21 protein-coding genes and 4 pseudogenes are annotated in these 23,538 nt (G+C 42.2%); 10 read left to right on the top strand and 15 right to left on the bottom strand.

Annotation, left to right across the window (positions count from 1 at the left end; all coding sequences use genetic code 11):
* Nucleotides 1–365: 365 nt before the first annotated feature.
* From H6F42_RS07265 to H6F42_RS07250, 4 genes are all read right to left on the bottom strand, one after another.
* Nucleotides 366–1,622 (bottom strand): ABC transporter ATP-binding protein, encoded by a 1,257-nt coding sequence (locus tag H6F42_RS07265; RefSeq protein WP_190398693.1) that lies wholly within the window; start codon nt 1,620–1,622, stop codon nt 366–368.
* Nucleotides 1,623–2,408 carry an ABC transporter permease gene (locus H6F42_RS07260; protein ID WP_190398692.1) on the bottom strand — a complete coding sequence of 262 codons (786 nt, stop codon included), beginning with the start codon at nt 2,406–2,408 and terminating at the stop codon, nt 1,623–1,625.
* Nucleotides 2,409–2,517: 109 nt separating this feature from the next.
* Nucleotides 2,518–5,193: a glycosyltransferase gene (locus tag H6F42_RS07255; RefSeq protein WP_190398691.1), complete on the bottom strand. Its 2,676-nt coding sequence runs from the start codon at nt 5,191–5,193 to the stop codon at nt 2,518–2,520.
* Nucleotides 5,194–5,209: 16 nt separating this feature from the next.
* Nucleotides 5,210–6,130, bottom strand: a complete 921-nt coding sequence (locus H6F42_RS07250; RefSeq protein WP_347272292.1) for a glycosyltransferase — start codon at nt 6,128–6,130, stop codon at nt 5,210–5,212.
* A gap of 17 nt (nt 6,131–6,147) precedes the next feature.
* On the opposite strand from H6F42_RS07250, the pseudogene H6F42_RS07245 reads away from it, so the two are divergent.
* From H6F42_RS07245 to H6F42_RS07235, 3 genes and pseudogenes are all read left to right on the top strand, one after another.
* Nucleotides 6,148–6,528, top strand: a pseudogene (locus H6F42_RS07245) (IS1 family transposase); the annotation flags it as partial.
* 78 nt (nt 6,529–6,606) lie between these two features.
* Complete coding sequence (locus H6F42_RS07240) at nt 6,607–6,753, top strand: hypothetical protein (RefSeq protein WP_190398690.1); 147 nt, start codon at nt 6,607–6,609, stop codon at nt 6,751–6,753.
* A 187-nt stretch (nt 6,754–6,940) separates the two neighbouring features.
* Nucleotides 6,941–7,186 carry a hypothetical protein gene (locus H6F42_RS07235; RefSeq protein ID WP_190398689.1) on the top strand — a complete coding sequence of 82 codons (246 nt, stop codon included), beginning with the start codon at nt 6,941–6,943 and terminating at the stop codon, nt 7,184–7,186.
* On the opposite strand, the gene H6F42_RS07230 is transcribed toward H6F42_RS07235, so the two are convergent.
* The 5 genes and pseudogenes from H6F42_RS07230 to H6F42_RS07215 form a co-directional block, all read right to left on the bottom strand.
* Nucleotides 7,183–8,466: a Y-family DNA polymerase gene (locus tag H6F42_RS07230; RefSeq protein ID WP_190398688.1), complete on the bottom strand. Its 1,284-nt coding sequence runs from the start codon at nt 8,464–8,466 to the stop codon at nt 7,183–7,185. The genes H6F42_RS07235 and H6F42_RS07230 overlap by 4 nt on opposite strands.
* Entirely contained in the window at nt 8,426–8,875 is a 450-nt protein-coding gene (gene umuD / locus H6F42_RS07225; RefSeq protein WP_190398687.1) for a translesion error-prone DNA polymerase V autoproteolytic subunit, read from the bottom strand. Before umuD ends, H6F42_RS07230 begins: the two co-directional genes overlap by 41 nt.
* 362 nt (nt 8,876–9,237) lie before the next feature.
* Nucleotides 9,238–9,849: a hypothetical protein gene (locus H6F42_RS07220; protein WP_190398686.1), complete on the bottom strand. Its 612-nt coding sequence runs from the start codon at nt 9,847–9,849 to the stop codon at nt 9,238–9,240.
* A gap of 285 nt (nt 9,850–10,134) precedes the next feature.
* Nucleotides 10,135–10,260 (bottom strand): hypothetical protein, encoded by a 126-nt coding sequence (locus H6F42_RS22070; protein WP_277873827.1) that lies wholly within the window; start codon nt 10,258–10,260, stop codon nt 10,135–10,137.
* 32 nt (nt 10,261–10,292) lie between these two features.
* A pseudogene (locus H6F42_RS07215) lies at nt 10,293–10,589 on the bottom strand (cytochrome P450); the annotation flags it as partial.
* Between the two features lie 65 nt (nt 10,590–10,654).
* Here H6F42_RS07215 and H6F42_RS21830 point away from each other — a divergent pair.
* Nucleotides 10,655–10,885: pseudogene (locus H6F42_RS21830) on the top strand (IS1 family transposase); the annotation flags it as partial.
* Nucleotides 10,886–11,089: 204 nt separating this feature from the next.
* Here H6F42_RS21830 and H6F42_RS07210 read toward each other — a convergent pair.
* From H6F42_RS07210 to H6F42_RS07200, 3 genes are all read right to left on the bottom strand, one after another.
* Nucleotides 11,090–11,668: a DUF1697 domain-containing protein gene (locus H6F42_RS07210; protein ID WP_190398685.1), complete on the bottom strand. Its 579-nt coding sequence runs from the start codon at nt 11,666–11,668 to the stop codon at nt 11,090–11,092.
* Between the two features lie 96 nt (nt 11,669–11,764).
* Nucleotides 11,765–12,388: a class I SAM-dependent methyltransferase gene (locus H6F42_RS07205; protein WP_190398684.1), complete on the bottom strand. Its 624-nt coding sequence runs from the start codon at nt 12,386–12,388 to the stop codon at nt 11,765–11,767.
* Between the two features lie 55 nt (nt 12,389–12,443).
* Nucleotides 12,444–12,854 carry an ester cyclase gene (locus tag H6F42_RS07200; protein ID WP_190398683.1) on the bottom strand — a complete coding sequence of 137 codons (411 nt, stop codon included), beginning with the start codon at nt 12,852–12,854 and terminating at the stop codon, nt 12,444–12,446.
* 337 nt (nt 12,855–13,191) lie between these two features.
* Between H6F42_RS07200 and H6F42_RS07195 the strand changes: the two genes are divergently transcribed.
* Genes H6F42_RS07195 through H6F42_RS07185 form a run of 3 tightly spaced genes read left to right on the top strand, consistent with a single transcriptional unit; the run spans nt 13,192 to nt 16,733 of the window.
* The gene (locus tag H6F42_RS07195; RefSeq protein ID WP_190398682.1) at nt 13,192–14,508 is read left to right on the top strand and encodes an acetamidase/formamidase family protein; all 1,317 of its coding nucleotides are present in this window, start codon (nt 13,192–13,194) and stop codon (nt 14,506–14,508) included.
* Entirely contained in the window at nt 14,508–15,431 is a 924-nt protein-coding gene (locus tag H6F42_RS07190) for a metal ABC transporter substrate-binding protein (RefSeq protein WP_190398681.1), read from the top strand. Before H6F42_RS07195 ends, H6F42_RS07190 begins: the two co-directional genes overlap by 1 nt.
* A 6-nt stretch (nt 15,432–15,437) precedes the next feature.
* Nucleotides 15,438–16,733, top strand: a complete 1,296-nt coding sequence (locus H6F42_RS07185) for a metal ABC transporter permease (protein ID WP_190398680.1) — start codon at nt 15,438–15,440, stop codon at nt 16,731–16,733.
* A 251-nt stretch (nt 16,734–16,984) separates the two neighbouring features.
* Here the strand turns inward: H6F42_RS07185 and H6F42_RS07180 are convergent, their stop codons facing one another.
* A complete protein-coding gene (locus tag H6F42_RS07180) occupies nt 16,985–17,239 on the bottom strand; it encodes a hypothetical protein (RefSeq protein WP_190398679.1) in 255 nt (84 codons plus the stop codon).
* A 414-nt stretch (nt 17,240–17,653) separates the two neighbouring features.
* Between H6F42_RS07180 and H6F42_RS07175 the strand changes: the two genes are divergently transcribed.
* Genes H6F42_RS07175 through H6F42_RS07165 form a run of 3 tightly spaced genes read left to right on the top strand, consistent with a single transcriptional unit; the run spans nt 17,654 to nt 22,705 of the window.
* The gene (locus tag H6F42_RS07175; protein ID WP_190398678.1) at nt 17,654–19,789 is read left to right on the top strand and encodes an HAD-IIB family hydrolase; all 2,136 of its coding nucleotides are present in this window, start codon (nt 17,654–17,656) and stop codon (nt 19,787–19,789) included.
* Nucleotides 19,790–19,847: 58 nt separating this feature from the next.
* Nucleotides 19,848–20,693, top strand: a complete 846-nt coding sequence (locus tag H6F42_RS07170) for an HAD-IIB family hydrolase (protein ID WP_190398677.1) — start codon at nt 19,848–19,850, stop codon at nt 20,691–20,693.
* A 59-nt stretch (nt 20,694–20,752) separates the two neighbouring features.
* Entirely contained in the window at nt 20,753–22,705 is a 1,953-nt protein-coding gene (locus H6F42_RS07165) for an alpha-amylase family glycosyl hydrolase (RefSeq protein WP_190398676.1), read from the top strand.
* 42 nt (nt 22,706–22,747) lie between these two features.
* On the opposite strand, the pseudogene H6F42_RS07160 reads toward H6F42_RS07165, so the two are convergent.
* Together H6F42_RS07160 and H6F42_RS21745 are read right to left on the bottom strand one after the other, a co-directional pair.
* A pseudogene (locus tag H6F42_RS07160) lies at nt 22,748–22,957 on the bottom strand (IS1 family transposase); the annotation flags it as partial.
* A gap of 383 nt (nt 22,958–23,340) precedes the next feature.
* Nucleotides 23,341–23,538: hypothetical protein (locus H6F42_RS21745; protein ID WP_206755004.1), on the bottom strand; the 198-nt coding region annotated here is incomplete at its 5' end.

Here is a 23,538-nt window from a genome sequence, read left to right as displayed (position 1 = left end):
TCGATTTTCTTTAGTCCATCCAATTCAATTGACTGGATTACTTTTTGTCGTAAATCATAACTGTACGAATTTGACATTTTGCCTTTGACTCCTATATTCTCCCTTTACTCTACGTCCTATTTCACTTGGCGGCAGCTATATGTTGGGCTTTTTCTTCTGGGCTTTGGCTTGCTCAACTAAATCCCCTCAAGCCTAAAAAAAATGGTCGTCTACCTAAAAGCATTTTTCGTCTTGGTTTTGATTTCCTTCGTCCCATTATCTTTGATCTTCATCTCAATTCTCAAGCCTTCTTTAACTCAATTAATTTTTTCTCCTGTACTTAGATTTAGAGGGAAAATCAGCCCTGTACTACCATCGCTTGGGGATCATAGAAGCCTGTTCGAGATCGCGTTCACATTAGAGATCTCCACTTCCCAGCGCATGGGAGGGGACAAAATCCCTTTGGATGTTAACTTTGACTCCACAGTCAATGGATAGATATGCCAGTGAAAGTCATAGGCATAGCTCCAATCTTGCCTATAAATACCCACATTTACAAAGTACTTTCCACCCACCAGATCCAGACGCTCAAGGGTAAGCTTAATGGTTCCTTGTGCTTGCAATTGAACATAGGGAATGCCCATATCTGCGGTATTTACATCTAGGAACTGAGCACCGTTTTCCTGACTAATGGTGACGCTAAAAATAGCGCTATCTAACCGTTGATGGGTTTGGTAATCTACCTCAACACAAAGGGAATCACCTGATTCTATGATTAGGTTTGGTTTTAGACGGACATCAGAAATCTCCACATCCTGTGATCCGAAGCGATTTTCGTTGACTCGTAGTTCAATTCCTGAACGGGTAAGTTTGGGTGGTTGCTGAGGAGTGCGCTGCTGAGTTTGCGATCGCATCTCCATAGTGTATTGCCCCGCCACCAGAATCGGTTCACCATAGGCAAAGATAGTACCATGCTTGAGCCAAAGAGCGCGATCGCACAACCGCTCCACCTGATTAACATCGTGAGACACCAGCACAATTGCACATCCATTCTCTTTCATCTCGGTGATGCGATTAAGGCATTTAGCCTGAAAAGATAAATCTCCAACAGATAGAAATTCATCCACCAGTAGAATTTGTGGATCAGTATGCACAGCCACTGAGAAAGCAAGGCGCATCATCATCCCTGTGCTGTAAGTACGGACAGGATTATCAATGAATCTTTCAAGCTCAGCAAAATCGACAATTTGATGAAAACGACGAGCTACCTCTCGACGTGGCAATCCCGCAACAATCGCTGTCACAAATACATTCTCCCGCCCCGTCAGATCGCCATGAAAACCTGCACCCAAATCCAATAGCGCTCCTACTCGCCCCCGCATTTTGATACGTCCTTCATTGGGATGTGCTACCTTTCCCAATAATTGTAGTAGGGTTGATTTTCCAGCACCATTGTGACCAATTACCCCGATCATTTCGCCAGCGGCAACTTCAAAGGAAATGCCCCGCAACGCCCAAAGTTCCTCTAACGGTTTAACCCGTTGAAAACCTTTCAAAGCCGCTTCCATGATGGTGATAGGTTTTTCAGCATGGTAACGCCGAAAGCGCTTACCCACATTTTCGACAAGAATGGCATTATGCATTTAAATCTCCTCCACAAAGCGAAGACTCTGGCGTTTGAAAACTCGATAACCAATGGGCAGTAGGATTAGGATAGTACCTGTAATGGTCATCAGAGCCAGCCAATCAGGTTGAACTCCCCATACCAAAATTTGACGATAGGCGGTGACAATATGCACCATCGGGTTAAGCCCATAGACATACCAGTATTGTTTAGGAATGTTGTCTAACTGATAAAAAACTGGTGTGAGATAGAATAGAAACTGCAACAATACGCCCAAAGTATGTTGAGTATCGCGGAACGTCACATTAAAAGCCGCCAGAAAATAGGAGGCTGTCACTGTTAACGCAAATTGAATCAATTGTAATAAGGGCAGCAGTAAAACTAAGGGAGTTAGCTTTACTCCGTCGATCAATAGGAAGATAACTAAAACGGGTAAGGCAAGGGCAAAGTGAATCAGCCCCGTAGTCACAATTACCACAGGCAAAATCACAGTGGGAAAACTTGGTTGCCGAATTAAAGCTCGGCTACTGATAATCACGCCAGTTGCTTGAAATAGGCAATTCTGAAACCAGTTCCACACCAGTAATCCTGTAAAGACGTAGGACGAATATTGAGGAATATCAATCTTAATGATGACTTGGAAGACAAACACAAAAACCAGCAATTGCAGTAATGGGCTAATCAATGTCCAGACAATCCCTAAAGCCGATCGCTTATACATGAGTTTCATATCGCGATCAACGAGCGATCGCAACAAATCCCCAATATAAGATAATCGCCATCTACGAATGGGACTTGTTTGCAAGCTTTTCAATTGGAAAACCTCCGTAGTTAGGTGGACAACTATATCAATCTCCGATGGTAACGAACCCCAAGAATAAATTTGAAAGCGTTGCTTCGCAACGCTTTCAAATTTATTCTTGGTTTGGGTTTGAGCGCAAAGCGCTGTATCCTTCTCGATTTACTCGAATGCGCGATCGCCACAAAGACCAAGGGCCCGCAAGATTACCCCATATTTCTAGAAAGATTAGAGATAGTGGATAATCGTTTTTTCTAAGAAAACAGTTTACAAGCTGACCAGCATGGTAGAGGGGAAGCGCTACAAAAATCTGGTAGAGTCCACGCCAGTCACCGTCTCGCAACCACGTAGTCAGATTGTAGGAAACATGACCTTTGCTGTAGCCATAAATCTGACGGCGTAATGCCATGATATCTTGACGATGCTTATGCCAAAGGTAGGCGCAGGGTTCATAAATAAGCGTGTAATCGACCTTGAGTGTCTTGTAAAAAAGGTATGTATCTTCTCCGACTCCTGAAGGCATTCCCGGACCTAGGGATTCATCCATCAAACCAATTTTAGAATGCGATAGGATGGTCGATCGGAACGCCGCGTTTGCGGTTGCGCCCAATTTCCAAGTGGGAATTGCGTAACGAGGGGAGGACTCAAACCAGTCAGCCTTCACTTCAAAGCGCTCAAATCCTCGACCGAGACCACCATATTTCTCAAAAAACTGTTGGGAAGGTGTTTCCAATTGTAGTGGTAAAATATTACCAGTCACAATCATGACATCTGAGCGGACAAAGGGAGCTACTAACTTCTCCAGCCAATCAGTGGGAATGGTGACATCATCATCTGTCGCAATAACAATATCTCCAGTACTGGCAACAAATCCAGCATTACGAGCGTAAGCTAAACCCTGTCTAGTTTCAATCACTAATTTGACATTGGGGAACTCTGCAACCACTGGGGGGGTTAGGTTTGATTGTGGATGGTTATCAACAACAATAATCTCAACTTCTCGTTCAGTTTTCTGATTTTGTAAACAGGTTAAACAGTTGCGTAAATCATCTGGTCGATCAAAGGTTGCCAAATTGATGGAAACTTTGACATTCTTTGGTAGTCGCGGCGGTTGTGAACTCGTCTGAGCGTTATAGAAATTTAGTAAGGAATTATAAACGATACTCCAATGATTGCCTTTGTGAAGTTTCAGTAATTTGCAAAGAATTACATCGCTGAAATGTTTTAAGAGAATATCTTGCAGTTTTCTACAACTAATCGAATTGTATTTATTCTCAACCTCATAACTGCCAATAGGGTCGTCATGCCAAGTGAAAACAAGAAGCGTTTTAGGATAATTTTCAATATTTGAAACCATTGTCAACGGCTTTTCTAAATGAATTTGGCGCACACCCACACTGTCTTTAAGTTTCGGAGTTTGATGTTTTTCAGAGGAGATCGGTGCTGCGAGGTCTGTGATGTTTTCAGTAGAAACAGGGGGGAATAGTTGCCTCGATGTCTCTAAATTAGTCTGACTAGGTGACTGACCGCCAAATTTATTAATAATTTCCTGAACTTGCTGACGTGCTTTAGCGTAACGTCTTAAACCGATGAAAACTCCTGTCAGTTCTATCCAAACTAATTCTGCGGGAATTTTTGTAGGATGCTTGAATGAAATCCATGCTCGCCGAATATACCAATAGATAAACCACCAAAGCCCTATTCGTAAGAAAGTCCAAAACATCTCAGGATAAAACTTAACTCCACAGGTGAAATAGGAATATAGACCAATTCCATTATTAGTGATTTGCGTTTTCAGCTTTTCATAGCTCTGGCGGTGACGATGTTTAACGATAACTGTAGGTTCGTAAACAAGAAGATAATGTTCTCTGATTATCCGAAAGAACATTTCTAAATCCCCGCCGCCATTAGTGACTGTTCCTACATCCAAAGCAGGATCAAATCCACCAATTTTACTAAAGACGGAACGACGATATGCCATATTTGCCCCTGTACCACACTGCCCCGCCCCTAGCATCCACCATGGCATGGGTTTATCAATGGACACTTGGTATTCATGGCGCAGGAAACCTTTACCAAAGCCACCATATTCTTCAAACAAAACTTGGGCTTCGGTTTCTAGTTCGTAAGGAACAACTAGACCAGTTACTGCCATCACCTCGGGATCTTCAAGGAAGGTTTGCGCGATCGCCTTTACCCAACTAGGATCTACCACCACATCATCATCGGTGTAAGCAATGATCTCACCCTTTGCTTCTAAGATGGCGCAGTTTCGCGCCCAGTCAAGTCCAGGACGTGGTTCGCGCACGTAACGTACTTCGGGATAGTGGATGTCAATAAGTTCTTTGGTAGCTTCTGTTTGGGGTGAATTATCTATCACTAAGATGTCAAGGTGAGGATATTCAAGTTTACGGATAGCTTCCAAACAGAGCTTCATATCGTCAGGGCGATCGCGGGTACACACCGCTACCGTAACAAGCGGCCATTCCTGCACATACTCAACAGGAGGCAGATTAAGCAGGTCTTCTAGTTTAAAGTTGGCTGGACAGTGGGGCGAAGCCAATCCATTTTTGAGCAGTTGACAAATAATCTTCTCGCTGTACTCCCCTAAGATCAGCTTACTTAAAGTCGAGGCAGTGCATTTGCCTAAAGAAATTGGGGCTTTAACATAGCCCAACGGCACACCATGTATTCGCACCAGCCCCTGTAAACCCATGTAATTTTCTAAATCGTCAAAGGTGGGGATAGCCTTGCTAAGTTCAATATCAACAACTTTAATGGGGTATAGCATCGGTATGTCTCTCGGATTAAATTCTTGATAACGAGTGATGTAAAAGTGCTCCAACCATCACCTTGAGCCAAATTTTCAACGGATGAATCGGTAAAGATAGAGGGTATGTGGTTGGATAAAGAGATTCATTCACTGACAGCTCATTTATCGGTAAGCGGGGCGGCTTAAACAGCGTCCATAGCCTGAATAATCGCCAAGATTTTCCCCCAAGCTTTGCCAGATTTTTAATTAGCAAGATATACAGTCCTAATCGCCCCAGCGAACTGATGGGATCGGCTTTGACAGCTTGCCTCAACCAATCTAAAGTTTCGCGAGCATCTCCATAGGCATCACATTGCTGCGCTAGATATAAATAAAAACTACTGCGAGATAGGCGATAGAGGTAACTAGAGAGTTCAGGATGATTTTTTTGAATACTTTGCAGCATGAGTTGCTGCGATCGCGCCATCTGCCTAAAATCCCTAGACATACTGCTAGCAACCTTACGATAGCCAATCAAAAACTCTGTAACAACCTCAAATTCATAATGTTCAGCCAGCCGTAAATACAAATCCCAATCTTCACACCCTTGCGCTTTTTGGGCTTTGAGTTGCGTATCGTAACCACCGACATGATCCAGACAAGCTTTCCGAATCAAGGTGGCACTAGCATTGCCTAAGAAGTTATGGCAAATTAGGGTTCTATAAACATTGCCCTTAATGGTGGCTGCATGGAAGCCTTCGATAGGTCGATCATATTCGTCAATATCCACTGACCACGCGTAGATGACCCCTACCGCAGGCAAGCTTCGCTGAAACTGAGCAACCAATTTTTCAAGCGCATCGGGATACCACAGATCGTCAGAATCAATTAGAGCGATAAATTCGCCTTGGGCGCTTTGGATGCCAAGATTCCGTGCAGAGGCAACTCCTGCATTTGGTTGTTGCAGTAGTCGCACTCGGTCATCCTGCTTGGCAACAATGGGTATGGCTTGCCATTGATGCCGAGACTCGTGAAATTGAGGGTTGTTATATTGGCGATCGCTCTGGGGTATCAGCTCAGAAATTATGGGAATCGTTGCCTAGTGTCTATCGCCAATGCGCGGTTATTTATACTGATTTCTACACACCTTATCCAGTTGTTCTTCCTAGCAAACGTCATAGGGCTGTGGGTAAAGAAACTGGAAAGACCAACTAGATTGAGAGATTCAACTGTACGTTATGACAACGAGTATCAAGACTAGTTAGAAAGACCCTATCCTTTTCTAAAAAGTTGGAAAACCACATCGGAGCCATTTGGAATTTTATTCATCACTACAACGCTTCTTTGCCTGCTCGTTCATCCTTTCCTTTTTAGGTCTACCTAGAAAATTAATAGGATCGGATTCATCAGGGGGTAAAAGATGGTCAGATCAATTATCGGGAATATAAAAATTTGGAACGTCGTGAAGCAAGTATCAATAAGCAACGTCTTGCCGACCTAAAAAGAGATAATGGTCATTTAACCGTTAAAGATTATCGTCAACTCAATCGTCGTGAAGCTCGCCTTTCTGATGCAATTTATCGCGATCGCCATAACTAGAAATACATTGCAAGTTTCTCAAAACCTAAAAAGCATTTTGTCTAAACAGATAAGATGCTTTTTTCGTGATCTCGCTCACATCGACTTACTCCCAACATCACAAAAGCATAGATTCGAGATCGCATCCCCCACCTTGAGAAAAGGCGATACTAATCCCATAGAGAAATTCTTTCTAAGGGCAAAAGCAATGATTCTCAATTCACTAAACCAAGTTCGCTCGATTGTTATCAACACCATTGCTGGCACAGAAAAAGCAATTGTATTTCTAGGCAAAACCTTTGTAGCTGATAAAGCCTATGCATCTATCAACGAAGCGATCGCAGGAAGCAAGAGAGATGTAGATATGGGTATGGCAGTACTAATCACACCTGAAGCAAATCAGTTTAAGGTTTGGGTTGCGATTCCTAGCGAATTGATTTGTCAAGCTGCCTAATTTGCTTTCACCACCAGCAACTCATCCCAACGAGTAGTATATCTGGGCGATCGCATATCACTTCTCATTTTCCAATCTTGCTTCATCCCCTCACTGGCAAACCGAATTGTTCCAGAGCCATAACGCTTATTTAGCGAGTCCATTACCTCCATTAACTTTTCATCATGGCGATCAACAGCGGGTGCAAGAAAATCCAACTGTACCGCATCAACCGAGCTTAAATCATTCAGACTAACGCCACATTTTTTATAACTGAATCCATCTCGAAAGATACTGGTCATACAGAACTTGGCATATCGAATCAATACTTGAGAGCTATTCGTTGCCGTCGGCAAAGAAATAGTAACGGAATTACTATATTGCGGATCATTAGGTTGGAATCGGTTAGTCGTCAGAAATACCCCTAGAACCGATGTTCGTAATTTCCTGTGCCTTAACTTCGCCGCCGCTCTCGCTGCATGGTGTGAGATCGACTCATGCATTTGGGCCATCGTAGTTATGGGTTGACCAAATGAACGCGAACAAATCATATGCTTTTGCGATGGCGCGATCGCTTCCAGTGGCAAGCATGATAAACCACGCAGCTCGTACATAATCCGAACGCCCACAATACCCATGATTTGCTTGATGAGTGCTTCAGGGGCATCTCTCAAATTAGCCGCCGTCGCGATTCCATGCGATCGCAGTCTTACACCTAAGCGTCGATTTATGCCCCAGATGTCTTCGATGGCAAGATTAGCTAATAGGCGATCGCGCAGCTCGTCAGTCAATAATTCGGCAACACCACCGACAGATTTCTTGGCTACTTGATTAGCAACCTTGGATAAAACTTTAGTTGAGGCAATACCAATACCCGTAGGAATGCCAGTCCATCTAAGAACTTTCTCTCGCAGGTTCGCGCAAAATTCCATCAATCCATCGGTTCCTAAATGCGCGAAACCCGTCAAATCTAAAAAGCATTCATCAATCGAATAAATCTCAACCTCTGGAACGGATGCAAACAGGACATCATAAACACGATGGCTCATATCTCCATAAAGTTCGTAATTTGATGACAGAGCGATCGCTCCTGCATTTTGCAAAGTTGCCTTGTGCTTGTGGTAAGGCGAACCCATCGGAATACCCAAGGCTTTTGCTTCAGGTGATCGCGCCACAATACAGCCGTCATTGTTGCTAAGTACAACGACAGGCTTGCCTGCAAGATTGGGATTAAATACTCGTTCACAGCTAACGTAGAAGCTATTGCAATCGACGAGTGCTATGCAGGGTGCGGATGGCATGAGTAACTACTCCCCATATTTGAAACTCAGTATCTTTGGTGATGCAGATTGTTTGGCAATTGGGGTTTTCCGATAGCAGCCGAAGCTGGCGTCGATTTTGCTTGACGCGGCGCACAACTAACTCGCCATTGATCACCGCCACCACAATTTTGCTGTCCGTTGGCTCTACAGAGCGATCAACAATCAAGAGATCTCCATGCTGCAAACCACTTTCCAGCATTGGCTCACCCTCAAATCGCATGAAAAAAGTTGATGTGGGCTGATTTATCAGGTAACGATTGAGATCTAAGCAATCATCAAGATAATCGTCCGCAGGAGAGGGAAATCCAGCCGAAATCGCGCTAGAAAATAGCGGCAGCAAGACTAATGAATCAGAACAAGGCTTTTTAATCTGACTGATGGTAGCCATAAATATACATAAGTCATTTTATGATTATCGTACAGTATTCAACGTGTTTGTGTCACGCTAAGCGATCCTGTGGCGATCTCGGTTTGTAACGGTTAGCGATCCTCATAGGCGATCGCCCTTTTGACTGTTTTTAATTAATTGAATAGCTAAACACCTTAACTGGAATACCTTTATTCCTAGCCTTGTTAATCTTGTCTTGTGTCCCCTCAGTACCATTGACATGAAAAGCGATGAGTTCATCGGCAATATCGATAATTTGGGAAAGTATTTATAGCCAATCCAAAAGATGAGAGGCGGCGCGAAGCGCCGCCTCTCATCTTTTGGATTGGCTACAGCTAGTTATACATGCAAGAGATAGAAAGTTAGATTTTTTCTTGGAGAGCGTTCATGCGATGACCAGTATTAATCAAAATCTCTTTAGCTGTAAGCACATCCGCATTTTCACCAATTACTACTACCAAAAATTTTCCTGCGGCGATTTCTGCCTCATATTTACGGGCTTCCGACTCAACAATTCCCTCACTTTTTAAAACTTTTGTCAACCCACCCTCTGCTTCGATATCCTGCCAGTTTAGCGATCCATAGCCATGATCAGCATCATGATAATTTTTGCCCAGCACAGAAATCTTGTTTCTACCTATCCCTGCCTTATGAATTTCCGTTGCGACATTCTCTGATTTAATACTTGTCGAAAAAACATCAACTATTATGAATTTCTCAACTACAGGAAGATTAGCCTGACTTGTCCCACCATCTTCTATATACATCGGCGGTTCGATAGCATAGTTGTTTACCAACCCTTCTGTATCTACGGTATAACCATCGGCAGTGTGAATACTGTCAGCATCTTCTGCATTGTCAGGAGTATGCTTATAATTGGCTCCTTCCCGCTCTTTACGGGCTTTGGTCTCGGCGGGAACGATGTTAGGATCGAAAGAATCAGTAGTTGTCTCGGCTTGAACTTCTGTACTCATGATGCTCTCCTTATTAAATTTGAGGACTGTTTAGCTGAGTTGAATTTAACAACTCCGTATAAATGGTAATTTTAATAAGTTGGTAATTAATTTTTTGAATGAATTGAGTGAATTGATTGATTACAATACAAAACTTAGGAAAAAGAAAGTTGCCTTTTATGAGAGGGGCTTTGACTCCGTTCAGCCAGCGTATAGCAATACAAGAAATAGCCACGACAAATTAAACCCTAAAAAATAGAGGCGGCGCTTCGCGCCGCCTCTATTTTTTAGGGTTTAATTTGTCCCTTATTTAACAGCAGTTTTGGAAGAGAAAGATCCTGAGCTATTGCCTTTAGGATTGGGGCACGTCGCAGATGCATTAGGCAATGACAGCGATCGCCAATGGGTATTTGCCGCTGCTAGCAAGTTCATGGCTAGCCGTCAGGCGTCCGAAATAACTTAGTTTAGGCTTTGAGCATCGTAAAATTGGCTTCTGGAGCGAGTAAAGCCCCGCGCCTTACGGGAACAAGATCTGGGGATTGATTGCTGAGACTCAGCCGAGCATTAGTTAAAATAGTCGCCAAAATAATCTTCATTTCAAACTGAGCCAAAACCATACCCAAACAACGGCGACTACCACCACCAAAAGGAATAAATTCATAGGGAGAAAACTGCCGTTCGAGAAACCTCTCAGGACCAAACTTCTCAGGTTCGGGATAGAGATCGCCACGGCGATGCGTGAGGTAAATAGAAGCAAGTACGGCATTACACAAATAAAAGATGAATGAGTAAATAAAAGATAACGAGTTTTAAGCAATGAAAAGCAATGAAATGTCCAAAATGTGGATCAACCCATATTCGTAAAAATGGGAGACGAGGAGATAAACAAAATCATATTTGCGCTGATTGCGGTCGTCAGTTCATCGATACCTACTCAGTACTTGGGTATTCCCAAGATGTCAAGAAGATATGTCTAAAAATGTACTGCAACGGCATGGGATTTAGACAGATTGAGAGATGTACTGATGTTAGTCACAACTCAGTCATCAACTTTCTCCATCTCCTTTCCACCCATGACTACTCAGTCGCATGGCTTCGGCTCTTTGCTTTACTCGTTTTCCTGTTTCTTTACTTTGGCTTATTTCTAGCAGTCTTTTGTCTTCTTCTACACTCAGTTTTATTCTTGGGGCGGCTGGCATCTTTTTGGTGAGTGTCTGAACTTTTATATCTTAACTTTTTTTCTGCCTAGCTATTTAATTATCTATACGGTCGGCGTATATTGGGATTTGTTGGGTGACAACGCAAAGAGTGTAGCCATTTCTTTTAGTTTGCAAACGGTATTCCAGTTACGATCAGTCATGGGAACACCAAGTAACTTCTCGCTACTTGCCGCGAGCTTAGATCTGCCGACACCTTCTGGTGCATGTAGATAAAAGATGCGATCAATTAAACAAAACTGCTCGTTATCCTTCTTTAAGCTTTCTAGCTTCTTCAAATCTGGATTCTCTGGTACGAATGCTAAAAAACCAAGGTGTAAGGAACTAGGTTCAGATTCTGCTTCTGGAAATGGATTATTCTTCATTGCAGTTTCAACTTCAGAAGATTCAATGATAAGAATATATGGCTCAAATCCTCGTTGTTCTTTGATTTCAATTCTAAGTCTTTTAGAGAAGCTAGAAATGTCTTTTGGTGCAATTTGGAATACTACGTTGCCACTTTGAATGTAGGTTTTGGCATTGCTGGCACCCAGGATTTCAAAAATAGACGTAAGATCTTTCATAGGTAAAGAGTTCTTACCACCAACGTTAATGCCCCTAAAAAACGCAATGTATGTGTGCATAAAAACTTATTGAATTCGTTGTTTTTTGCCGCCTAACGGTTTATTTAAGCGTCAGAAAAAGCTTTCGCTCTTAACTAAAATATCACAATAAAGCCTTTACACATCTATCACAACGCTTGATCGAATCTTTTGAGCAATAATATAAACATGATTCTCAGGATATTGATCGTATTCAAGGTGGAGACACGTACAATGCTGCTCATTCAAAATCTTTAGGAAAGCATTTACGCCCAATGTGCTGTACTCAAAGTCCTGACCTTGAAATGTTCCAGAAACTTCATTTTGTCCATATCCGCCCCCACATGTGAACATAAGCACGCCATCAGGTTCAAGAGCATCGCATAGCTTTTTCATAACAGGTTCTTGCATATCTAGCGACAAATGGAACGTGCTGTCCCAAGCAACAATCAAGCTGTAGGGTTTGGTAGGAGTCCAACAGCAGATATCTTCTCTATAAAAAAGGATGTCTGGATGCAGTTGCTTAGCTAGACAGATCATTTCTTCAGAAATATCAAGTCCTTCCACTTGAAATCCATGTTTGCTCAAAATTTCAATGAAACGCCCGCTGCTTCCACATCCTATATCAAGAGCCAAATACTTATTAGGAGTAAATTTTATAGCTCGCTCCAACTGGGCGATTCCATAAAGCGAATCTTGATGCTGAGTCTGCCACCATCGGGCAATGCGATCGTATCGAGTAGCTGTATCTTTTGGATGCATACTCATTCTCTTTTATAGCTCTTTAAATCTCGCTGTATACAAGTTAAACAACAATTTACGTGACAGGTATTCCAAGCTGGGAGAGCCATGTATGCTTGTCAATGTAGCCACGCTGAAACGTGATTTTGCCGTTAATAACATGGAAGAAGCCGCAGCCTTGCAGTGTAAAACTCTTGCAGTTTGGCTTATGATCGCCCAACTGTCCTAAAAATGTGCCGCCACCTTTCCACTCGACAATAGCCCATTCGCCATCCTCAAATATATTTATCGGATGAGTATAGTTGTCTGGAAACGCTGTGAAGAATGAAACGAAACTCTCCAACAAAGCCTCACGCCCATGAAGCGGAGCGCCAAAAGCAACCTGATGATTTTCGGCATCATCGTGATAAAGATCGATCAGTGCGTGCGGGTCACGAACGTTATATGCTGCAACCCAATCATGTATGACTTCCTTTGGTGACTTCATATCATTTAATATTGCCAAAAACTATTACACGTATCCAAGCTGCACGTTGCTGCCTAACTATGAATTAAACGAAAAAAATTCTAACGCACTCTGTATGATTAGCGATCAAACTTGAAGGGAAAATTTATTATTTCGTCATGAGTTAACCAGTTTTTCAGAAACGTCATTGATTGTATTTCGATCATAGCTAGAGTAAGTGCTGGCATATTGCCGATCGCTATATGTAAAAATCGAGACAAAAGTTAGTTACCTAAACAAATAAGATTATTGTCGGAAATTACGTAAAAATCCAGTAATAAAAGTGTTCAAAAGTCTTCAGTCTTTTAGCCTCCAACGAATGCGGTGGCTTGTTTTAGGAATTATCTTATTTAGCTTAACCTTTGGTTCTGTCGCTTTTGCTCAAATGTCTAGCGATCGCGCAGCACAAGACAAAGTTGCTCAGATGAGAAAAACTCTAGCTCCCTATCCTGGCACTACACATCTTCTTCCTGCCACCTTAGAAACTACTCAATGGGGCTGGTTTAATAATGCTCAGCCTCCAGTGCTAGAGATTAAGTCAGGCGATACTGTGGTTATGGAAACGATGATGCATTCCCATAACCAAGTTATTCCTGGCAAGTCAATTGAAGAGCTGAAAAAGCTGCGTACTGACAATCCTGGTCGTGGACCTCACACGCTTACAGGGCCAATATTTGTAAAAGGAGCAGAACCTGGAGATGTGCTTAAGGTGAAAATCCTTAAAATAGAACCTCGTTCTTATGCGGCTAACTTCAATATTCCTGGGATGTTTGGACAGTTTCCTGATAAATTCCCTGAAGGTCAAGTCAAATATTTATATCTGGACGTGGACAAAAAGGTAACGACCTTTAGCCCAGGGATAGAAGTACCTGTAAGTCCTTTCCCTGGCACGTTGGGCGTTGCTCGTGCCGAAGCTGGTCAATATAGTTCAGTTCCACCCGGCCCCTACGCTGGCAATCTGGATATTAGAGACTTTAAGCCAGGTGCGACTTTATATGTGCCAGTTTTTGTAAAAGGCGCTTTACTCTGGACGGGCGATTCCCATGCGGGGCAAGGGAATGGTGAAGTTAACCTAACAGCGATGGAATCGGCTTTCAAAGAAATCGTTCTTAATGTTTCTGTAGTTAAAGGAAAGAAATTAGACTGGCCGATGATCGAGACTCCTACGCAGATGATCACCGTTGGCATTGACAAGGATTTAAATAAAGCACTTGCTAATGTCAAAGTGGAAACTGCAAAGTTTCTTTCTGAGCAACGTAAAGTCACTGTATCCGACGCAGGGAACTTGATGTCTAAAGTTTCTGACTGTCGAATTTCTCAAGTTGTAAATATCAATAAGGGAATTCACTGCCTCAATCCCAAAGATACAATGGCAACCAAAAGTGTAGATTATCCTACAGCAGAAACTGCCACTGCATTTGTTACTTCAGTCAAAGATGCCGATCTTAACAAAGCGATGAATGAAGCTTCCTATGCCATGATTGAGTTGCTGCAATCCAAAGAAAAAATGACTCGCCTTGATGCCTATGGTTTAGCGAGTATTGCGATGGATTGTCGGATTGGGAAAATGGATGAATCTGAAAAGAGTGTCCATTGTTTGATTCCTAAAAGTCTATGGTTGAGTAAGCGTGCCTAATGAGATATCAACTTTTATTCGGCTTAGTTTTGACGTTTTTTATTTGGTTGAATAATGGCTCGATCGCCTATGCTCAATTACCACTAGAGATAGTTACAACTACAGCCGATTTAAAAAGTTTGGTGGAAGTAGTGGGAGGAGAGCTGGTTCATGTGACCAGTCTTCTTCCTCCCAATCAAGATCCCCATGCTTTTGAGCCGAAACTGTCCGATCGCCAAGCTATTCAAAAGTCGCAACTCGTCGTCAGAGTTGGACTGGATCACGATATTTGGCTAGATACGATTTTAAAAGATGTCAAAAATCCAGATTTGCAACGGGGTGGTAATGGATATGTCGATACTTCAGTGGGAATAGCGGTACTAGAAGCAAAATCGCTTTCCTTAGCGCCCGCAACTGGTCACGATCACGGCGCTGGTAATCCTCACTACTGGCTTGACCCTCTCAATGCTGAATCGATTACAGGAGCAATTGAAGAAGGATTAATTCGGCTTGATGCTGATCATACTGAAGACTATGCGCTCAATCGCGATCGCTTCCTAATCGAACTCAAAAATCGGGTCAAGATCTGGAGCGATCGCTTAGCACCATATCGCAGCAATCCGATTGTGGTTTATCACAACAGTTGGCCCTATCTCGCTCGTCGCTTTCGTCTGAAAACCATCGGCTACATCGAGCCAAAAACAGGTGTCCCGCCAAGTCCCACCCATTTATCAGAACTAGTGCGCCTGATTAGAGAACAAAAAGTTGCCGTTGTCATTAAGGAACCCTACGAATCAGATAATATTACGCGATATCTTAATCGCACGACTGGCTCGAAAACCCTGACTCTAGCGGCTTCTGTCGGTGCAGTTCCTGAAGCAAAAGATTATTTTTCTTTGTTTGACTACAATGTGGAGCAATTAATAAAAGGATTTAGTAAATAGTTTAGTATGACGTTGATTTTAGAATTTCTGACTATTCCTTTTTTTGTCGCGATCGCATTAGTAGGCATTCACGCTTATTTGGGAATCCATGTTCTTAGCCGCAATATCATTTTTGTGGATTTGGCTTTAGCGCAAATTTCTGCTCTAGGCGCGACCGTTGCATATATGTTGGGTTATCAACCGCAATCATTATCGGCTTATGCTTACTCTCTGACCTTTACGATTATCGGTGCGGCGTTACTTTCATTTACACGCAAATGGACTGGCAGGGTTTCTCAAGAGACTTTTATCGGAATTATCTATGTAGTCTCCGCAGCGACCGCATATCTGCTAGTGGATCGATCGCCGCAGGGCGCAGAATATATTAAGCAGATTTTGGTGGGGAGCATTCTCACGGCAACCAGTGAAGACTTGTTTAAAGTTGTCGTTCTTTACAGTGCTATTGGTTTACTCCATTGGCTGTTAAGAAAATACTTCTTTATTGCCTCATTCCAACCTGAAGAAGCTGAGAAAATTGGAATGCGCCTATGGTTTTGGGACTTCCTATTCTATGTATCATTTGGAGTCGTCGTAACCAGTTCCGTAGCGATCGCTGGTGTACTACTAGTTTTCTCAATTCTGATCGTTCCCGCAACAATTGGAACTCTGTACAGCACCAAATTACTATCAAAGCTGCTCATTGGTTGGGGCGCAGGGCTGATCGCAAGTTGCTTAGGTTTGGGAGCGTCCTATGTTTGGGACTTGCCAACGGGTGCAGCTATGGTCTGTGCTTTTGGCTTTACTTTGGCTCTATCAGCCTTAGTCAAACCCTTTTTTCTAAATCATACCCAAGATTACCAAGCATTATTTAACCGATCGCTGTCTCTATTAAGTACGGCTTTGATTTCTTTAATGTTAGTGTCTGGACTCTGGTTAGTAATTAATCCCCATGCCGATCAGCCTCTTCTGGATGGCTTAGAACTTTTTCAACCTCAGATCAGAAACTTATTTTTGAATCAGGAAGAGAAAAATATTCTGACTGATGCAAGCGTTAGTTCGGAATATTTGCGATCGCAAATGGCAAGTCTTGATCAAAAAGAGCAGGAAAGTCGTTGGTTAGGTGAAGGAATGACCGATGAAGAACTACGAACCCTCGCTTCTTACACCTTATCTTTTCAAGAAATGGATAAAGGTGAACAGTTTGTCCAGAAAAGCATGAGAGACAAAGCCCGCGATCGCCAAAGGTGGATCATCGGTATACCTGCGATCGGACTTGCGATCGCTTATTTACTATGGCAAATAGCTGCCAAGGTATCCCAATAGGTTTGGCGGCGTTCATCTTCAGTGGAAGTATGATCCTTTTGGGGTAGGGATACAAAGTTTGAACGCCTGCTGAATCTGCTGAGCAGCTACCAGTATTACTACTCATTGTCTCCCGCTCAAGCGAGACATGGCGACAATTCTTTGCTTCCTACAATACTCGAAGAGTTTCATTAAAGTCATTATATGGACATCTTGAAAAATACAAATCCTGTGGAGAAGGGTGTTTCTTAAGATGATTACCAACACTGGAATTAAAATTCGACTGGCTCTTGGTCTAAAGAGAGAGAGAGTTCTTTATTTAATCGACCTGTAGGCACAAACTCAGCATAGGTGTCAGCCTCGATCGCTAATAGTTCTTCGCGAAATTGATCAGTGATAAAAGTAATCAGATTAGGATATTCGCTCTGAAGTTGAACTATTTCCTCTTGCAGTCGAGTTAACTCTCCCTTAACCAAAGATACTTGATAGTTATAGAACTCGATCTCAACCCTTGGATATTGCTCCATTTAGTTCTTTAGAAATACATACTCTTGTGACCTCTAAACAATTTGAGGGCTATTGGACTAAGATAGTTGATGGGAATGGTATTGAAGGTTTTGTGAGTTCTAAATTTTTAGTTTGTGCAGATTCTAATTTAAATTCACTCATTCATTAGGAATATATTTGAGAAGTTTTTTAGGATCTACAAATATTCTCAGGTAGATATTCTAAACTAGAAACGTGGAGATAATATCTCATATCTTTATAGCTATAACCAGTAAGGTTAAGACAACAACAAGATCAAATAGATAGTTACGGCGCGAAACGCCGATATCTATTGGGTTCTATGTCAGGACTTGAGTGGGTATAGTTTACTTTTGTAAAGTGTTATTTGGAGAATTGTTCAAATCTGTTGTACTTTAAACTTAGATTAACTAGTTATGTCCAATAAGAACCATAAACAATTATACATTCTACTTATCAGCATTCATGGATTGATCCGAGGTCAAAATCTAGAATTGGGGCGAGACGTAGATACTGGAGGTCAAACAAAATATGTTGTGGAATTGACCAAAGCTCTTGCTAAACAGCCCCATGTAGAACGTGTTGATTTGGTTACCAGACTGATCATTGATGATGCTGTCGATGCTGACTATGGCTTAGAGACTGAAGCTTTAACCGAAAATGCTCAGATCGTGCGGATTGAAGCAGGACCTGAAGGCTACATTCCTAAAGAAGAATTATGGAGTCATCTGGATGGCTTTACCGATCGCTTGCTTGCGTGGTTACTCAAACAGCCCCGTTTGCCTGATATCATTCATAGTCACTATGCCGATGCGGGGTATGTGGGCGTGCGACTTTCCCATTTAACAGGTTTACCTCTAATTCATACGGGGCATTCATTAGGACGCGATAAGTTGCGAAGATTGCTGGGGACAGGAATACCCTTAGAACAGATCGAAGAACGCTATCATATGCTCCAGAGGGTCAGTGCTGAAGAAAATACGTTAAGTAATGCTGACTTGGTGATTACTAGCACTCGCAATGAAATTGAAGATCAATATGAACTTTATGACTATTACACGCCCGAAAAGATGGCGATTATCCCCCCAGGGACAGATTTAGAGCAGTTTCATCCTCTGACTGATGATCAGGAGGCGATCGCTTTTCAAGAGGTTCTAGCCAAGTTTCTCAATAATCCTGAAAAGCCAATTATTCTGGCTCTATCTCGCCCCGATCAGCGCAAAAACATCGTTACACTTTTAGAAGCCTATGGTCAATCGCCACGTCTCCAAGAATTAGCTAATCTCGTAATTGTGGCGGGTAATCGACAGGATATTCGAGAGCTAAACGAGGGGGCGCAAAATGTTTTGACAGAGTTATTACTGGTAATAGATTGCTATGATCTGTATGGTCGAGTAGCTTTACCGAAGCACCATAGTTCTGATGAAGTTGCCGATATTTATCGATTAGCGGCTAAGTCCAAGGGTGTTTTTGTCAATCCTGCTCTCACCGAGCCTTTTGGATTAACACTATTGGAGGCAGAGGCAAGTGGATTGCCATTGGTTGCCACCGAAAATGGGGGACCAGTGGATATTATTGGTAATTGTCAGAATGGATTATTGGTTGATCCTTTGAATGAGAAGGCGATCGCTGATGCTTTATTGCAAATTCTTGAAGATGCAAAACTCTGGCAGCAATTTTCCGAAAATGGATTAAAAAATGTTGCCAAATTCTATTCATGGGAGGCTCACGCTCAAACCTATTTGCAAAAAATTCAGCCTCTCGTATTGCAAAAGGAACCTTTACCAAAACCAGCATTCTCAGCAAAAGCAGGACAATATCGTAAGCGGGCGATTTTCACGGCGATCGACAATACCTTGTTGGGCGATGCGGAAGCATTGGAGCAATTTATCCAACTTGTCCGCCAACAACATCGGAGATTTCTGTTTGGCATCGCCACAGGTCGGCGTTTAGATTCAGTTCTCAAGATTTTAAAAACCTATGGTATTCCTACCCCCGATGTTTTGATTACCAGTTTAGGTACAGAAATTTACTATCCTCCTCGATATAGTGCGGATATTGCTTGGAATCACCATATCGATCACGGGTGGACACCACAAGTAGTACGACGCATTATCGAGCCTTTACCAGGGATCACCCTCCAACAAAAAAATCAGCAAAGTCGGTTTAAAGTTTCCTACTACTACGATGCCAATATTGCCCCGCCAATGGAGGAGATTTTGACCCTAGTGCGTCAACAGGAATTGTCTGTGAATGCCACGCTCTCCTTTGGTCAATATCTGGACTTTGTGCCTGCCAGAGCCTCGAAGGGGCTTGCCCTGCGCTATGTCGCTAGACAGTGGAATATTCCTCTAGAGCAGGTTTTGGTCAATGGTGGATCGGGTGGTGATGAAGATATGCTGCGTGGCAATACTTTGGGCGTAGTCGTTGATAATCGTCACCGTGAGGAGCTATTAAATTTGAGTGATAGCGATCGCGTTTATTTTGCGGATAGCGCTCATGCTGGCGGGATTTTAGAAGCGATCGCCCACTATGATTTCTTTAATTTATAGAGAGTTTCCCCACCCAAAGAGGGGAAACTTTCACCACCAACTAATATAATTGTGACCTATGCAGAAATTATTGATTTGTACTGACCTTGACCGCACCTTATTACCCAATGGAACTCAACCAGAATCCCCCGAAGCGCGAGCCTTATTTACCCGTTTAGTCAGCCGCCTAGAAGTTTGCTTAGTATATGTGAGCGGAAGAAATCTTGCATTAGTCCAAGAAGCAATTCAAGAATATAACTTACCAGCACCGCATTGGATAGTTGGTGATGTCGGTAGTACGATGTATCAATTTGATGGCGATCGCTGGAAGTCTTGGCAAAGTTGGACACAGCAGATTGCGGTTGATTGGCGAGGTTTAAACGCTGTAGATTTAGAACCATTGCTGACCGACTTAGTGGAAATATCGCATTTAGTTTTGCAAGAACCTGCTCAACAAAGCCGTTTTAAACTTAGTTATTATCTGCCCTTAGATAGCGAAAAAGATGCTTTGCAGCAGTACATTAGCGATCGCCTTAAAGAACAAAATATTGCTGCAAGTTTGATCTATAGCGTTGATGAAGCCATGGAAATTGGACTACTAGATATCTTGCCAGCCAATGCCACCAAACTCCATGCAGTAGAATTTCTGATGGAGCAATTGGATTTTGATCACACTAATACGGTTTTTGCAGGTGACAGTGGCAATGATCTGCCATTACTGATTAGTCCTGTGCCTTCGATTGTGGTCGCCAATGCTCATGTCGATCTAATTGCTCAATCTCAACAACAAGCAAAGGAACAAGGGAATATACACAGTTTGTATTTAGCTCATGGCGGTTTTTTGGGCATGAATGGGAACTATAGCGCGGGAATTTTGGAAGGAATTGTCCATTATTATCCAGACACACAAATATGGATAGAATGATCTGCCACGCAAGTCGCGGCACATCATTACTATAGGCAAACATATTTTAGGAAAACTCTATGTACGAACAAATCTCTCATTCCCTTTTAAATTCGATCCTTGACGATTTAAAGCCTGAAATTCGCCGTCAAGACTTGCGACATTTTTATACGCGGCTGGGAGCTAATTTTTATGCAATCCATTCGCTGTTTTATACGCTGTACGGACATCGTAATGATTTTAAGTTGCAAATGTTGCGTCTAGTGGAAACAATGGCGAAGGGATATATCGAGCGCTCTGCGGAATTGGAGCGTTTGGATATTTTGCGAGAACAGGATCACAACTGGTTTTTGTCTCAAAAATGGGTGGGAATGGCGCTTTATTCCAATGGATTTGCTGATAATCTAAAGGATCTTGCCAGCAAGTCTAGCTATTTTCAAGAATTAGGCATCAATTTAGTGCATATTATGCCAATTTTGAAATGTCCTGAAGGTAAAAGCGATGGCGGCTATGCCATCAGTGATTTTCGACAAATTGATGAGCGTGTTGGCGATTTAGAAGATATTCGCCACATTGCCGCAGACTTCCGCAAACGCGATATTTTATTAGTTCTCGATATTGTTCTCAATCATACTTCTGATGAACATGAATGGGCTAAGAAAGCGATTAAGGGCGATCGCCGCTTTCAGGACTATTACTATATTTTTGAAGGTCGAGAAGTCCCTGATATGTTTGAGCTGAGTATGCCAGAGATATTTCCTGAAACTTCTCCAAGAAATTTCACTTGGAATCCTGAAATGAAGAAATGGGTAATGACAGTTTTCCATGATTATCAATGGGATTTGAACTACAGCAACCCTAATGTATTTATTGAAATGCTCGACATTATTCTGTTTTGGGCAAATCAAGGTGTGGATATTTTACGTCTTGATGCGGTGGCTTTTTTGTGGAAGAAGATCGGAACTTCCTGTCAAAACGAACGGAAAGCCCACTTAATTTTGCAGTTAATGAAGGACTGCTGCCAAGTTTCCGCACCAGGGGTGCTATTTATTGCCGAAGCGATCGTTGCGCCTGTGGAAGTGATTAAGTATTTTGGAGAAGATGCGATCGCTGCTAAAGAATGTGAAATTGCCTATAACGCTACTTTAATGGCTCTACTGTGGGATAGCGTGGCAACTAAAAACACGAAACTCCTCAGCCAAGGGATCAAAAGCTTGCCCAATAAACTGGAACGGGCGACTTGGCTAAATTATGTCCGCTGTCACGATGACATTGGTTTTGGCTTTGACGACAATGATATTCTCCTAGCGGGTTATGAGCCATATTCTCACAGACGCTTTGTAATTGATTACTTTAGCGGCAAGTATGATGGCTTAGCTAGAGGCTTAGAATTTATGCACAATGAATCCACAGGCGATGGCAGGATCTGTGGTTCCTTAGCTTCTTTAGTCGGTTTGGAATCGGCTCTAGAGACACAAGACAAAGGTTTGATTACCGCCGCGATTAATAGAATTCTCTTGCTACATGGCATTATTCTCTCCTTTGGCGGAATTCCTTTGATTTATAACGGTGATGCCTTGGGTGTATTGAATGATTACAGCTTTTATGAAGATCCCAGCAAAGCCAATGATGCTCGCTGGGTGCATCGTCCCAAAATCGATTGGGAAAAAGCGGAATTACGCAAAAAACAAGGCACACCTCAATACGCAATTTTTACTGCTATGAAAAAGATGATTGCGATCCGTAAAGAGATCTCTGCGTTTGCCGATTTTAATAATCGTGAACTGCTGCATCTAGATAATGAACATTTGCTCGGTTTTATACGGTTCGATCATCAGCGTCCATCAGAGAAAGTGTTAGTACTTGCTAATTTTGATGTCAATCCCCAATATTTAGACTTGTCTGCTCTAAGCAATACAGGTTTTAATGTTTATACTCAGTTTATCGATTTATATAGCGGTAAAAAGCCCTCTCAACATGATGAACGCCTTGTCCTCCAAGGTTATCAGTTTTGTTGGTTGACAGAAACATAACATTGAAAAGAGTGCGATCGCTCCTCAAAAAAATCTGTAGACCTAAAAAGGAAAGAATAAACGAACAGACAAAGAAGCGTTGTAGTGATGAATAAAATTCCAAATGGCTCCAATGTGGTTTTCCAACTTTTTAGAAAAGGATAGGGTCTTTCTAACTAGTCTTGATACTCGTTGTCGTAACGTGCAGTTGAATCTCTCAATATAGTTGGTCTTTCCAGTTTCTTTGCCGACTGCCCTATGACGTTTGCTAGGAAGAACAACTGGTTAAGGTGTGTAGAAATCAGTAGATTTGTTGGAAAACAAAAGCAAGGCACAGCATCTATTTTAATTTTTCTATCTATTTTCAAGCAGTATCTAAATAGAAGTTCCATAAACCAGCCTCAATCAACATGAGACGGTCATCGATCAGCAGGTATACGATTACGATAAGTTGCTGTTAGGGAATTATATCGTTTCATCCCCGCATGAGCATGTTCACATTTGACTCGTTGACATCTAAATTCTCGATCCTCCTGCTTCTGAGATTCAGAGAGAGTAAAGTAATCTGTGTAAAGTCTAGGAAGTATACAGAGAGATAATCAAGACACACAATTACTAACACAAAAAAAGATGAATATACGCAAAGAATCGCCAATTCAAGGATGAAGTGCAACGGTTTCTGATGAAGCAAAGAATACTTCGTAAGGAGTACGATAGTCAAGAGATTTTCTTTCTTGGTCTGAGAGTGTAAAGTGAAATGTGTAAAGTCTGGGATGTATGCAGAGAGATAATCTAGCCACACAATAACTAACACAAAAACCGATGAATATTCGCAAAGAATTGCTAGATGAATT

It is taken from the genome of Pseudanabaena sp. FACHB-1998 (genome assembly GCF_014696355.1).
Taxonomy (GTDB): Bacteria; Cyanobacteriota; Cyanobacteriia; order Pseudanabaenales; family Pseudanabaenaceae; genus Pseudanabaena.
The sequence above is the reverse complement of the archived record's forward strand: the minus strand, read 5'-3'. Positions and strand labels throughout refer to the sequence as shown.